Consider the following 13,351-nt stretch of genomic DNA (forward strand, 5'->3'; position numbering starts at 1 on the left):
GGGGCTTTTCGCCGCGCGCAGGGCGGGCTAAAGCAGGCGCATGGCGAAGCTGTATTTCCATTACTCGACCATGAATGCGGGCAAATCCACGATCCTGCTGCAAGCCGCGCATAACTACCGCGAGCGGGGCATGGTGCCTTATTTGCTGACAGCAAAGCTGGATGAGCGCGCAGGCCATGGGCGGATCGCGTCGCGCATCGGGATCGGGGCAGAGGCGGATACGTTCGACGATCAGGAAGACCTGTTCGCCAAGCTGACCGCGCGCATGGCACAAGGCCCGGTTGCCTGTGTTTTCGTGGACGAAGCCCAATTCCTGAAGCCCGATCAGGTCTGGCAACTGGCCCGCGCGGTGGATGATCTGCGCGTGCCGGTCATGTGCTACGGGCTGCGGGTGGATTTCCGGGGCGAACTGTTCCCCGGATCGGCCACGCTGCTGGCCTTGGCCGACGAAATGCGCGAGGTGCGCACGATCTGCCATTGCGGCAAGAAAGCCACCATGGTCGTGCGGCTTGGCCCCGATGGCCAAGCCCTGCGCGATGGGGCGCAAGTGCAGATTGGCGGCAACGAGAGCTATGTCGCACTGTGCCGCCGCCACTGGCGCGAGGCGATGGAAGACCGCCCCACCCCGCAGGGTTAAGCGGCGTTCAGCGCCGCCTCTGGGGCGATCACATCCAACCCCAGCGCCTTGCCGACCGCGCCATAGGTCAGACGGCCCGCATGGGTGTTCAGCCCGGCCAGCAGATGCGGGTCATCCGCGCAGGCCTGCCGCCAGCCCTTATTGGCCAGCGCCAGCATGAAGGGCATCGTCGCGTTGCCCAGTGCGATTGTCGAGGTGCGCGCGACCGCCCCCGGCATATTGGCCACGCAATAATGCATGATCCCGTCCACCTCATAGATCGGGTCGGCATGGGTGGTGGCGCGCGAGGTTTCAAAACACCCGCCTTGGTCAATTGCTACATCGACCAGCACCGCACCCGGTTTCATATCGGCCAGTTGCGCACGGCGAAGCAGCTTTGGCGCCGCCGCCCCCGGCACCAGCACCGCGCCGATAACCATATCGGCCTGCAAGACCATTTCAGCCGTGCGCGCAGCACTGGCATAGCCGGTGCGGAACTGCTGGCCGAACATGTCATCCAGATAGCGCAGGCGCGGCAAGGACAGGTCCAGCACGGTCACATCCGCGCCCATGCCCGCAGCAATACGCGCGGCATGGGTGCCGACAACACCGCCGCCGATGACAACCACATTGGCCGGGCCAACACCCGGCACGCCGCCCATCAGTACACCGCGCCCACCATTGGCCTTTTGCAACGTCCATGCGCCCATTTGCGGGGCCAGACGCCCCGCCACTTCGGACATGGGCGCCAAAAGCGGCAAGCCGCCCGCGCGGTCCGTGACGGTTTCGTAAGCAATGGCGGTCACGCCACTGTCCAGCAGGTCGCGGGTCTGGTCCGGATCGGGGGCCAAGTGCAGATAGGTGAACAGCGCCTGTCCGGCGCGCAACTGCTTGCGTTCGACCGCTTGCGGTTCCTTGACCTTGACGACCAGATCGGCGGTTTCGAACACCTCTGCGGCGGTATCGACAATCCCGGCCCCGGCGCGCGTGTAATCCGCATCGACAAAACCGGCGCCCGTGCCAGCACCGGCCTGAACGACCACCTCATGCCCGGCGCGCACAAGCTCTTGCGCCGCCGCAGGGGTCAGGCCAACGCGAAATTCCTGTGGTTTGATCTCCGTGGGGCATCCAACGCGCATGTCATTCTCCTATCGCTGCAATGACAGGATAATGCGTTGCGGACGAAATTAATTTGCAGATATTCAGTGGTTAAGTATATTCTTCGAAGAACATTCGCAAAATGCTACAAATAGCTAAAAAGGATTGCGCTGCGATGCAGCTAGATGAGTCGGACCGCCGCATCTTGCGGGCCTTGCAGCGCCAAGGCCGGATAACAAATGCAGAGCTTGCCGAACAGGTCAACCTGTCGCCGTCGGCCTGTCATCGCCGGGTGCAACGGCTGGAAGCAGAGGGGATCATCGCGGAATATGTCGCGCTGCTGGACCTCAAACGGATTGGCCGCCCAACGACCGTGTTCGTGGAAATCACCCTATCGGGCCAAAGCGACGATCTGCTCGACCGGTTCGAACGCGAGGTCGCGCGCGTGCCCGATGTGCTGGAATGCCACCTGATGGCCGGAAGCGCGGATTACCTGCTGAAGATCATCGCCATCGACACGGAAGATTTCGCGCGCATCCATCGGCGCTATCTAAGCCGCCTGCCCGGCGTGACGCAGATGCAATCATCTTTCGCGTTGCGGCGGGTGGTGCAGACGACTGCGGTGGATATTTGAGGCAAACGTTGCAGGGGGCTTTGCCCCCGTCGCGCGTGCCGCGCGACTCCCCCAGGATATTTTTGCAAGGATGAAATGGGCGAGGGAAGGTTCCCCCGCCCAAGCAATGGTTATTGCAGGATGCGCCCGTCGATCTGTGGTGCGAAGGGTTCATTGGCCGACAAGTGGCGCGCAAGTACCTCGGCAAGGTCGATGGCAGTGTCGTAGCCATTCATGCCCTGATCGCGCAGCATGGCGTAACCGTCGCCGCCATTCGCCATGAAGTTGTTGGTGACAATCCCATAGGACTTGGTCATGTCGATGGGCACGAAGCTGTCGCCCTCGCGCACTTCCACATCTGACACACGGCCTTCGCCTGGGGCAACCGAGGGGTCCAGCTTGAAGCGGATACCCGCGACCTGCGGGAAGCGGCCAGCGCCATTTTCCACGTCATTCACGCCATGTTCCAGCGCCGCGACAAGCGCCGCACCCGGCAGTTCCAGCGTGTAGAGCGTGTTCTGGAACGGCAGCACCGTCAGCACATCGCCCAAGGTCGCGGTGCCCGCACCGATGGAGGCGCGCAGACCGCCACCATTGGCCAGCGCGATGCTGATGCCCCGGTCGGCCACTTCGGCCAGCATGGCATCGGCCACGGTATTGCCCATTTCGCATTCGCGGGCGCGGCAGTTCTCGCGCTCGCCGTCGATGGGCGCGGCAATCTCGGCCACCGGCGCACGCACCAACCGTTCGATCGGCGCGGCCAAGGGGGCGATCAGCGCTTCGATATCTTCTGCGGGGGCGAAGCTTGCATCCAGCAGCACGGTATCGCCGCTGGCGGACACGACCGCGCCATCTTCGGCAAAGTCCAGTTGCAATTCGCCCAAGTAGCGCGAGAAGGCGAAGGCTTGCACAATGGGCACCGCGCGGCCCGAGGGGCTGGCGACGAGGGTTGCGTATTCGACTGCACCCTCTTCGGTGTTGGACATACGGGTATGGCTATGCCCGCCGATGATGGCCGAAATCCCATCCACGGCAGCGACGATTTCTTGGTCACGGTTATAGCCGACATGGCTGAGCACAAGGATTTTCGTGATGCCCTCGGCCTGCAATTCGGCCACGGCCCCTTGCAGAAACTCGATTTCGTCCTGAAAGCTGACATCCGGACCGGGCGAGGACAAGATGACGGTTTCAGGCGTGGTCACGCCCAGAATGCCGATGCGCTCGCCGTCTTTTTCGATCACGACACGGGGCTGGATGCGGCCCGCCAGCGGGCTGCCCTCTGCCACGGTGATATTGCCAGAGACGAGCGGGAAATTCGCCTCTGCGATCATCGCGGCAAGCCCCTCTGGCCCGCGGTTGAACTCGTGATTACCAATGCCCATCGCATCAAAGCCGATGGCGTTCATCATCTGGATCTCTGCCTTGCCGCCATAGGTGGTGTAATACAGCGTGCCTTGGCTTTGGTCGCCCGCATCCAGCGTCAGCACCGGGCGGCCCGCATCCTCATGCGCGGCGCGGCGCTGGCGGATGGCGGTGGCCAGACGGGCAGAGCCGCCAAAACACTTGCCTTCGGCCGAATCATCGTCAGAGCAAGAAGAGTTGTATTTGCTGATCTCGCTGATGCGGCTGTGCATGTCGTTGATATGCAGCACGGTCAGCGAAAAGCCTGCCTGTGCCTGCGCGCTGCGCATTGTAAAGCTGCCCGCGCCGGTCAGGGCCAGCGTGGCCCCGGCAAGGCTAAGAAATCCACGGCGGTTGAATTGAATGTTGGTCATGGTTGCATCCCCATTGGTGGCCGCGCGGTGGCGGCGGTCAATGCTAGGGGTGCCAAGCTTCTGCGACGATTTGATGACACCCGAGAAAAGTCAGCTTAACCAGCATACGGGCCTTGGCAACACAGTTGCGCGGGCATTGCTACTGCGACACAAGAACCGCCCCACAGGCGCGCGGCAAATCGGCCATGGTATAGTCGCGCGGGTGGCGGCGGGGCGTGGGCGGCGGCGCATTCGGGTCGCGCGGGGGCGGGTTCAGAAAATCGGTGACCCACCATTGCAAGGTCTCATCGCAGCCATTGCCGCCTTTGGACAGTTCCGCCACGGTCGGCGTCTGGGTTTCGCAATTGCGCGCGCCGCGCGGGCATTTCAGGCGCACATGGAAATGATAGTTGTGGCCCGCGGCGGGGCGGATTTTCTGAAGCCATGCCGTGTCCGCAGGTCGCGCGGACTTGCACATTTCCAACTTCACGGCGGCAGCCACGAAAATGCGGTCCACGCGCGGGTCGGATGCCGCCGCGCGCATGATCTTGTAATGTGCCTGCGTCCAGTTGGCGTTGACGCGCAACTGGTCATTGGTGCGCACGGAAATGGAGCTGAGGCTTTCGCGTTCCGCCACGGTCAGGTTCAGCCGGGTGGCGGGCAGCATCCAGATATCGACATCGAGGCCGATCTGGTGGCTGGCATGGCCAGAGGTCATGGGCCCGCCACGCGGTTGGCTGATATCGCCGACATATAGCCCCGCCCAGCCATGGCGCGTGGCTTCGCGGCTAAGATCCTGCACATATTCCATCAAGACCGGATGGCCCCAGTTGCGGTTGCGCGACAGCCTCATGGCCTGCCATGTCGGCCCGGTTTCCGGCAGGCGCACCAACCCCGCGCCACAGCCCTTGGCATAGCTGCCAATCGGCTCTGGCGCTTGCAACGATCCGTAGGCATGGGCCCCGAACAACTGATTGGCAAGTTGTTGGGCCTGAACCGGGCCTGCCAGCAGCAGGGCAAGAGCAATCAGGATGGGGCGCATCGGAATTCAGGCTCTCCGTCTGGATCGACGAAGCTTAGCAGCACAAGACCTGCGACGAAAAGAACAATCAGCGGGGTGACACCCATGCGCTGGCTGTCCGTCAGGGTTGTGACCAGCGCGACCAGTGCAGGCGCAAGAAAGGCCAGCGCCTTGCCCGACAGCGCATAAAGGCCAAAGCCTTCGGTCATGCGGGCGGGGTCAGCTTGGCGCACCATCATGGTGCGCGATGCCGATTGCAGGCTACCGCCCCCGGCCCCGATCAGCGCCCCGCAAATGTAGAAGGTAATGTCGGGCAGTCTGGACCCTTCGGCCACGGGCAGGAACAGCGCCATGCTGCGGTCAGTGCCCACGATAATGACACAGACCACCATCAGCAAAACCACAGACCCGACAATCACAGGTTTCGGCCCGAAACGGCTGTCCAGCTTGCCCGCAAGCCAGCAGGCCAGCGCCCCCACGGCAGCGGCCAGAATGCCGAAAACGCCAATCTGAACGATGGACCAGCCCAACACCCCGGCGGCATAGATGCCGCCAAAAGCGTAAATGCCGTTCAGCGCATCGCGATATAGCAGCGACGCGCCCAGATAAGAAAACAGGCTTTTGCGCGTTGGCAGGGCGCGCAGGCTTTCACCCAATTCTTGCAGCCCCCGGCGCACCGCGCCTTGCACCCGGACAGTGGCAGATTTGACGGGAACCCAAAGAAAGAATGGGATCACGAACACCAGATACCAGAGCGCGGTCAATGGCCCGACAAGGCGCGTGCCCTCGCGCGCGTCCGCGTCCAGCCCGAAGGGCGGGGACAGGCCGATCAGCGTCACACCTTGGTCGTTCTCGGCCAAAAACAGCAGCATCACAACCAGTGACACCAATCCGCCAACATAGCCCAGCGCCCAGCCGGTGCCGGAAATTCGGCCCAGATCATCACGATGCCCCAGATCGGGCAGCACGGCATTGGTGAATACGATCCCGAATTCCAAGCCTACCAGCCCAATGGCGAAGGCCAACAGCACCAGCGCGATGGTCATGGCATCCGCGCCCGGGACTGCCAGCCACAGCGCGCCGGACCCCAAGACATAAAGCGCTGACCAAAGCAGCAACCATGACCGGCGGTTGCCCGAACTGTCGGCAATCGCGCCCATCACGGGGGCTGCCAACGCGATCACAAGGCCAGACGCGGCCAGCATCCAGCCCCAAAGGGCCTGCCCCGTCACCGGGTCAGGGGCCACGGCGGATGCGAAGTAAGGCGCAAAGATAAAGGTCAGCAGCAGTGTATTGTAAGGCTGGTTTGCCCAATCAAAGGCCCACCAGCCCCAGATGTGTTTGCGCGGTAGTGTCATGGCGGACCTTTCAGAAACCCCAAGGCCCAGTTAGCCACCCGGCACGCGGCCTGACAAGCACTTAGCCGGGGTTGCGCAAGCGCAGATCGGCCGAATCACCTTCGCCTTGGTCAGACACAAAGCGCAGCGTCGCGCCATCGCGCAGAACAAGCTGACAGTTATACGGGTCGCCCGAACCGCCGAATTCCAGCGTGCGGCAGAAATACCCGTCGCGCCATTCCCAGCGCCCGCCAACCTGTTGGCCAAAGCCTCGGCCGCGAATCTCACCTTCTGGCAATACTTGCAGACGAATGCCGAAACGGGTCAACTCCCGCCCCTCGACAAGCGAGCGGAAGTTGCCCTCGTCGCGGACGGGTTCAAAATCTGCCAGCGCGGGTGCGGCGGTGGTCAGAGCGGCGGCAAGAGCAATCGCAAATCTCATCATAGCAACCTCGATCTGATCGTGTGCCCATAATACGAGATCAAGCTGCTTTTGGTTTCAAAAAATTCTCAGCGCCCGCCCAGTCCCAGCACATCCAGCATCGAATATTCGCCGGGTGCCCGCCCTTCCAGCCACATTGCGGCACGCAGCGCACCGCGGGCAAACAGCGCCCGGTCAGAGGCGACATGGCGCAGCGTCACCCGTTCGCCCGGCCCGGCAAAGATCACGTCATGCTCGCCGATGAAATCGCCCCCCCGAATGGCATGGAACCCGATGGCACCGTCACGGCGCGCACCGGTCATGCCGTCGCGGCCCCGGTCGGCCATATCGGCCAGCGACACGCCGCGTCCTTCGGCCACGGCCTGTCCCAGCATCAGCGCGGTGCCCGAAGGGGCATCGACCTTGTGGCGGTGATGCGCCTCGATGATCTCTATGTCATATTCTGCACCCAGCGCGCTTGCGACCTGCCGCGCCAGCGTGACCAGCAGGTTGACCCCAAGGCTCATATTGCCCGCGCGTACGATGTGGCCGCGCGTGGCGATTTCAGCCAAGGCGGCAAGGTGGGAATCATCGAAACCCGTGGTGCCGATGACATGTGCCACCCCGGCCTGAGCGGCCCGCGCAGCCAGCGCCACGGTCGCATCGGGCGCAGTAAAGTCGATGACCACGTCGCTGGCCGCAAGGGCTGCGTCAATGTCATCGGTCACGACCAGACCCCGCGCGGCACCCCCCATGGCCTGCCCAAGGTCTTGCCCGATCCAGCCATGCCCGGCACGCTCGACCGCAGCCGCAAGCACCGCGCCGGGCTGTTCGTCCGTCGCCTGCACCAGCATCTGCCCCATGCGCCCCGAGACACCAAAAACCGCAATCTTCCGCATGTGCTGACCCTTTCCCGCGCAATCTGCCCGCGACATAGCCAAATGCTGCCGACTTGGCAAAGGCTCGTTGCGCGGGCGCTGCGTTTGGCCTAAACCGGGGCCATGTCAAACCGTCGTTTCCCCACCTCTTCCGGCCCGTCGCAACGCCAGTTGCGCGTGGGCGAGTTGTTGCGCCGCACACTGGCCGATGTGCTGACCCGCGGCGATGTGCATGACCCGGATCTGAACCGCATTCCGATCACGGTCAGCGAGGTGCGCGCCTCTCCCGATTTGAAGATCGCGACGGCCTATGTCATGCCACTGGGCGGGCGCGATCAGGAAACGGCGCTGGCGGCGCTGCGGCGCAACAAGGCGGAACTGCGCCACCTTGTCAGCCGCGAGATGACGCTGAAATACGCCCCCGATCTGCGCTTCAAACTGGACGAAACCTTCGACCGCATGGACGAAACCCGCCGTCTGCTGAACGATGAAACCGTGCAACGCGACCTTGCAAGCGGGACAGACCCCGATGGCCCGGATCACTAGCGCCGTCGCGGCGATCTTGGCCTGGGCCTTGCCAGCACAGGCAGAATGCAGTCGCACCGACTACATGGACCAGCGCTTTACCCTGTGCGAGGTGCAGGCCGGCGACGACCTGCGCCTGTTCCTGCGCGGGGCTGACGGGACCACCTTTGGCAGCTTTGCCGTGGTCGATGCAGCACTGGCCCAGACTGGCAAGCAACTGGCCTTCGCCATGAATGGCGGCATGTATCATGCCGACCGCGCGCCGGTCGGTCTATATGTCGAGGATGGCGAGGAATTGACCCGGCTGATCCTGTCGGAAGGGCCGGGTAATTTCGGGCTGGTGCCCAATGGCGTGTTCTGCATTGAAGAGACAAGACTGACGATCATCGAAAGCCAAGCCTTTGCGCAGGCCCGGCCCGCTTGCCACCATGCCACGCAATCGGGGCCGATGCTGGTGATCGACGGGGCCTATCATCCGCGCTTTGTCGAGAAATCGGAGTCGCGGCTGATCCGGAACGGTATCGGCGTCTCTGCTGATGGGCAGCGCGCGGTCTTCGTCATTTCGGACAGCGCGGTCAACCTGTGGGAATTCGCCCGCTTCTTCCGCGATCATCTGGGGTTGCTGCAGGCGCTGTATATTGACGGGCGCGTGTCGCGGCTGCACGCGCCCGAGCTTGGCCGGTCGGATTGGGGCCTGCCCTTGGGGCCAATCATCGGCAAGGTTGTTGACGCGCCCGACGCCAGCCAGTAGCAGCACCGCTTTGACAAGACACAAGAGGATCGCATGGGACGCAAGCGCAAGGGCCGCGCCATCTCGGGTTGGCTGCTGGTGGACAAACCTGCGGGCGTGACCTCTACCGCCGTGGTGAACAAGGTGCGTTGGGCATTGCAGGCGCAAAAGGCAGGCCATGCGGGCACGTTGGACCCGGCAGCAACCGGGCTGCTGGCGGTCGCTTTGGGCGAGGCCACGAAAACCGTGCCCTACATTACCGACGCGCTGAAGGCCTACCGCTTCCGCGTGCGCCTAGGCCAAGCCACAACCACCGATGACGCAGAGGGCGAGGTGATCGACAGCTCCGACTTGCGCCCATCTGACGAGGCGATTGCCGCCGCGCTGGCCGCCTTCCGGGGCGAGATCATGCAAGTGCCGCCACAATTTTCCGCCGTGAAAGTGGATGGCGAACGCGCCTATGACATTGCGCGCGCAGGCGATGAGATGGATCTGGCCGCCCGGCCCCTCTGGGTGGAAAAGCTAGAGATCATTGCCCGTCCTGATGCCGACCATGTTGACCTTGAAATGGTCTGCGGCAAGGGCGGCTATGTGCGCTCCATCGCGCGCGATCTGGGCGCGGCCTTGGGCTGTCTGGGTCATGTCGCATGGTTGCGCCGTGAATGGTCGGGACCGTTCGACGCCAGCGAGGGTCTGAGCATGGACCAGATCGACGCCATGGCGCAAAGCCCCGATCTGGACGCGCATATCCGCCCGCTGGAAATGGGGCTGGCCGATTTGCCCGAATTGCCCGCCACGCCCGAGGGGGCCGCGCGCTTGCGCAATGGCAACCCCGGCATGGTGCTGGCATCGGACGTGGACTACGGCGCAGAGGCTTGGGCCAGCCTTGACGGCCAAGCCATCGCCGTGGGCCGCTACAAGGCGGGCGAATTGCACCCCAGCCGCGTGTTCAACCGCGACTGATGGACCTGCCCGGCCTGATAACCCGCAGCCATGTCAAGGGCGACGCGCCTTCGGTGGCGGTTTATTCGCCTTGCGAACACTACCGCTACCTGCTGACCCGCGAATGGGCGCCGGACCATGGCCGGGCACTGTTCATCATGCTCAACCCCTCAACCGCGACAGAGGTGCAGAACGATCCCACGGTGGAACGCTGCGAACGCCGCGCCCGCGCGCTAGGCTTTGGCGCGTTCCGGGTGTGCAACATCTTTGCCTATCGCGCCACCGACCCGCGCGTGATGCGCGCGGCGGCAGACCCCATAGGCCCGGCGAATGACGCGGCCATTCTGGGCAGCCTGCCATGGGCCGACCGGGTGATCTGTGCTTGGGGCACGCATGGCGCGCATCTGAACCGTGGCGCGCAGGTCGAAGCGCTGTTGCGCGGCGCGAATACGCCGCTGTTTCATCTTGGCCTCAGCAAGGGCGGCCACCCGAAGCACCCGTTGTATATCGGCTATGCCGTGCAACCGGTGCCTTGGGGCTAAGCCCACTGGACAGAGCAGCGCTTTTGTCCGATCCCTTGGGCATGAAACACGACCTGATCGCCCTGCGCCACGCCCTGCACCGCCAGCCAGAACTTTCGGGCGCAGAGGCCGGCACCGCCGCCCTTATCACCGATGCGTTGCGCGGCACTGCACCCGACCGGCTGGTGACGGGTCTGGGCGGGCATGGCGTGGCCGCCGTTTACGACAGCGGCCAGCCCGGCCCGACCGTGATGTTCCGCGCCGAGTTGGACGCGCTGCCGATCCCTGATGCCTCTGGCGTGGCGCATGCCTCGCAACGCCCCGGCTTGGGGCATTTGTGCGGGCATGACGGACATATGGCAATCTTGATGGGGCTGGCGGGCACGCGGCCTGCGCGTGGGCGGATGGTGCTGCTGTTTCAACCTGCCGAGGAAACCGGCGCGGGCGCGCGCGCGGTTCTGGCCGACCCCGCCTTTGGCGTGCTGCGCCCCGACTATGCCTTTGCACTGCACAACATGCCCGGCTTGCCCTTGGGGGCCGTCGCCGTGGCGGCGGGGCCTGCCAGTTGCGCGTCGGTCGGCTGGCGCATTGCGCTTACCGGGCGTGAAGCCCATGCCGCCTTTCCCGAAACCGGCCAATCGCCCGCACCCATGCTGGCGCGGCTGGTGCGGCATCTGGCCAGCCTGCCCGCCAATAGCGCAACGCTTTGCCACATGAACATGGGCGCACCGGCCTTCGGCATCGCCCCCGGTCGGGCGGTTGCGCATGTGACGCTGCGCAGTGTCACGGATGATGGGCTGGCGCGGCTGGAAGCGGATTTGGCAGCGTGGTGCGCGGAAAATGCGGGCGGTTTGGCCCTAGACATCAGCCGCCATGACCATTTCAACGCCACGCTGAACGACCCAGAGGCGGCGGCCCATGTTGATGCCGCGCGCAACACTTTGGGCATACCGCAAGCCGAATTCGCCTTTCCCATGCGCCCGTCAGAGGATTTCGGCGCTTTCAGTGCGCAGGCCAAATGCGCGCTGTTCTTTCTGGGCGCGGGGACAGACCATCCGGCGTTGCACGACCCCGCCTATGATTTCCCCGATGCACTGATCGCGCCCGGCCAAGCCATGTTCCGGCAGGTTCTGGCGCAGATCACAGGATAAACCGCGCGGGCCGAAGGCCGCGCAGCGCATTACCCAGCCACAGCCGAACGTGCGGCAAATCGCGGGCCAGAAGCACCTCTTCCGGGCAAGCAAGCTGCGCGCGCAACACGCCCGGCAACAGCCCGCAGGCCAAGGGCGGCGTGCGCATCCCCGCGCCCCGGTCGAAAAACACGGTTGTGATGGTCCCGTCGCAGACTTCGTCGCGCTCATTGAGCAAGATCACCTCGTCCAAGCCTTGCGGCAGGGCCGCACGCGCGGCGTCATAGGTCGCGCGCTGGCTGGATTTCAGGCGCAGCCAAGGATCATCAGAGGCCAACCGCAAATCGGACAGCCCCACGCGCCATGTGTCAATGTCAGGCGGAAGCGGGTGGTGTTCCTGCCGGATAACGCCTGCCGCGTCCAGCGTCAGGCGCCACCGTGCCGGGCGGTCGGGACCGGAGACGTGAAAATCTGGCACAGTCCAGCCCAAGGCCGCCGCCCCGGACCCAAGCCGCGCGCGATGCAAATGCTCGTGCCGTAGCGCCGCGCCGTCCCAATAGCCCGTCTCGATAAGCGTCAGGCCACGCGGCGCAGGTCTGTCGCGAAGCGGGTTTTCCATAGCGCTTCCTCCCATTCCCCGGCCTCTGTGCTGTCTTGCACGATGCCGCCACCGACATTTCCCTCGACCGCGCCGCCGTCGAACAGGCGCAAGGTGCGGATGGCCACGGACCACGCCTGATCGCCACCCGGCGCGGCCCAGCCAATCGCCCCGCAATAAACAGAACGCGGTGTCGCTTCCAGCTCTCCGATGATCTGCATCGCGCGGATTTTCGGCGCGCCGGTCACGGACCCGCAGGGAAACAGCGCTGCCATGATCTCTGTCAGCCCAAGCCGCGCGCGCAACTGTCCGCGAATGCGGCTGCTCATCTGGTGGACGGTTGCGAAACTGTCTATGGCGAACAGTTCCGGCACCTGAACCGAGCCGATCTCGGAAATCCGCGCAATATCGTTGCGTAGAAGGTCCACGATCATCAGGTTCTCTGCCTGCACCTTTTCGCTGGCCGCCAAACCCGCGCGCAAGGCGCGGTCGGCCTCTGGCGTGGCGCCGCGTGGGGCGGTGCCTTTCATGGGGCGGCTTTCGACAACACCGTTTTGCAAGGTGAAGAACAGCTCGGGACTACAAGACAGCACCACCGGGCCTGCGCCAAGATCCAGATAGCCGCCAAACCCAACCTTTTGCCGCGCCCGCAACGCGCCATAAAGCCCAAGCGCCGTGCCCGCTGTCAATTGTGCTGCCAGAGGAAAAGTCAGGTTCACCTGATAGCAATCGCCTGCCGCGATATAGGCCATCAGCTTTTCGAACGCCGCCCCATAAGCGGCGCGCGTGGTTCGCGGCAGGACCGGCGATAGGCTGGCGGGTTGCGCATCGGCCCGTGCGTGGAACGTGGTGGCGGACTCTGGCGCATCGAACACGCCCAGCGCCGCAAGCGGTGCGCGCGGATCGTGATGGGGGATGCCGCTTAGGCGCGGCTCAAAGGCGTAGCCCGCTTCATAGGCGATATAGCCCGCAATCCAGCCGCCCGCGCGGCGCGCGACTTCGGCGCGGTCCAGCACATCGGCCACCTCGGCGCGCGACCACGCCAAAAGCAGGTTGCGCGGATGGGTGAACAGCGCGGGGCGGGCGCGCGGTCCGTGGTCAAGGGCAATGACGGGCTGCATTTTGGCCTTCGCGTTGCGGGACATGCCACGGCTAGATATAACGCGC

Annotated in this window: 15 protein-coding genes; 7 read left to right on the forward strand and 8 right to left on the reverse strand. The window is 64.3% G+C overall.

Annotated features, from left to right (window positions below; genetic code table 11):
• Positions 1-40: 40 nt before the first annotated feature.
• On the forward strand, positions 41-637 hold the full coding sequence (locus tag AWT76_RS12495; protein ID WP_072246630.1) for a thymidine kinase: 597 nt from the start codon (positions 41-43) through the stop codon (positions 635-637).
• On the opposite strand, the gene ald is transcribed toward AWT76_RS12495, so the two are convergent.
• Positions 634-1,755, reverse strand: coding sequence for an alanine dehydrogenase (ald, locus tag AWT76_RS12500; protein WP_072246631.1), 1,122 nt, complete (start codon positions 1,753-1,755; stop codon positions 634-636). The two genes, AWT76_RS12495 and ald, sit on opposite strands and share 4 nt — an antisense overlap.
• 134 nt (positions 1,756-1,889) lie before the next feature.
• On the opposite strand from ald, the gene AWT76_RS12505 reads away from it, so the two are divergent.
• Positions 1,890-2,348: an Lrp/AsnC family transcriptional regulator gene (locus AWT76_RS12505; RefSeq protein ID WP_072246632.1), complete on the forward strand. Its 459-nt coding sequence runs from the start codon at positions 1,890-1,892 to the stop codon at positions 2,346-2,348.
• Between the two features lie 110 nt (positions 2,349-2,458).
• Here the strand turns inward: AWT76_RS12505 and AWT76_RS12510 are convergent, their stop codons facing one another.
• The 5 genes from AWT76_RS12510 to dapB form a co-directional block, all read right to left on the reverse strand.
• Positions 2,459-4,102 carry a bifunctional metallophosphatase/5'-nucleotidase gene (locus AWT76_RS12510; RefSeq protein ID WP_072246633.1) on the reverse strand — a complete coding sequence of 548 codons (1,644 nt, stop codon included), beginning with the start codon at positions 4,100-4,102 and terminating at the stop codon, positions 2,459-2,461.
• Between the two features lie 139 nt (positions 4,103-4,241).
• Positions 4,242-5,123 carry a penicillin-insensitive murein endopeptidase gene (mepA, locus tag AWT76_RS12515; RefSeq protein WP_072246634.1) on the reverse strand — a complete coding sequence of 294 codons (882 nt, stop codon included), beginning with the start codon at positions 5,121-5,123 and terminating at the stop codon, positions 4,242-4,244.
• Positions 5,108-6,460 carry an MFS transporter gene (locus AWT76_RS12520; RefSeq protein WP_072246635.1) on the reverse strand — a complete coding sequence of 451 codons (1,353 nt, stop codon included), beginning with the start codon at positions 6,458-6,460 and terminating at the stop codon, positions 5,108-5,110. The genes mepA and AWT76_RS12520 overlap by 16 nt, the downstream gene beginning before the upstream one ends.
• A gap of 61 nt (positions 6,461-6,521) precedes the next feature.
• Positions 6,522-6,881 carry a hypothetical protein gene (locus AWT76_RS12525; protein ID WP_072246636.1) on the reverse strand — a complete coding sequence of 120 codons (360 nt, stop codon included), beginning with the start codon at positions 6,879-6,881 and terminating at the stop codon, positions 6,522-6,524.
• 68 nt (positions 6,882-6,949) lie between these two features.
• Entirely contained in the window at positions 6,950-7,759 is an 810-nt protein-coding gene (gene dapB, locus AWT76_RS12530; protein ID WP_082700199.1) for a 4-hydroxy-tetrahydrodipicolinate reductase, read from the reverse strand.
• 102 nt (positions 7,760-7,861) lie between these two features.
• On the opposite strand from dapB, the gene rbfA reads away from it, so the two are divergent.
• Genes rbfA through AWT76_RS12555 form a run of 5 tightly spaced genes read left to right on the forward strand, consistent with a single transcriptional unit; the run spans position 7,862 to position 11,607 of the window.
• Positions 7,862-8,284 carry a 30S ribosome-binding factor RbfA gene (gene rbfA / locus AWT76_RS12535; protein ID WP_072246638.1) on the forward strand — a complete coding sequence of 141 codons (423 nt, stop codon included), beginning with the start codon at positions 7,862-7,864 and terminating at the stop codon, positions 8,282-8,284.
• Entirely contained in the window at positions 8,268-9,014 is a 747-nt protein-coding gene (locus tag AWT76_RS12540; RefSeq protein WP_072246639.1) for a phosphodiester glycosidase family protein, read from the forward strand. The genes rbfA and AWT76_RS12540 overlap by 17 nt, the downstream gene beginning before the upstream one ends.
• A 33-nt stretch (positions 9,015-9,047) precedes the next feature.
• Complete coding sequence (truB, locus tag AWT76_RS12545) at positions 9,048-9,956, forward strand: tRNA pseudouridine(55) synthase TruB (RefSeq protein WP_072246640.1); 909 nt, start codon at positions 9,048-9,050, stop codon at positions 9,954-9,956.
• 14 nt (positions 9,957-9,970) lie between these two features.
• Positions 9,971-10,477, forward strand: a complete 507-nt coding sequence (locus AWT76_RS12550) for a DUF1643 domain-containing protein (RefSeq protein ID WP_072247701.1) — start codon at positions 9,971-9,973, stop codon at positions 10,475-10,477.
• Between the two features lie 23 nt (positions 10,478-10,500).
• The gene (locus tag AWT76_RS12555) at positions 10,501-11,607 is read left to right on the forward strand and encodes an amidohydrolase (protein ID WP_342667171.1); all 1,107 of its coding nucleotides are present in this window, start codon (positions 10,501-10,503) and stop codon (positions 11,605-11,607) included.
• Here AWT76_RS12555 and AWT76_RS12560 read toward each other — a convergent pair.
• Together AWT76_RS12560 and AWT76_RS12565 are read right to left on the reverse strand one after the other, a co-directional pair.
• A complete protein-coding gene (locus AWT76_RS12560; protein ID WP_072246642.1) occupies positions 11,597-12,205 on the reverse strand; it encodes an aminotransferase class IV in 609 nt (202 codons plus the stop codon). The two genes, AWT76_RS12555 and AWT76_RS12560, sit on opposite strands and share 11 nt — an antisense overlap.
• Positions 12,163-13,329: an aminodeoxychorismate synthase component I gene (locus AWT76_RS12565; protein WP_245638816.1), complete on the reverse strand. Its 1,167-nt coding sequence runs from the start codon at positions 13,327-13,329 to the stop codon at positions 12,163-12,165. The genes AWT76_RS12560 and AWT76_RS12565 overlap by 43 nt, the downstream gene beginning before the upstream one ends.
• Positions 13,330-13,351 lie beyond the last annotated feature (22 nt).

The sequence above is a fragment of the Roseibaca calidilacus genome (assembly GCF_001517585.1).
GTDB classification, from domain to species: Bacteria; Pseudomonadota; Alphaproteobacteria; order Rhodobacterales; family Rhodobacteraceae; genus Roseinatronobacter; species Roseinatronobacter calidilacus.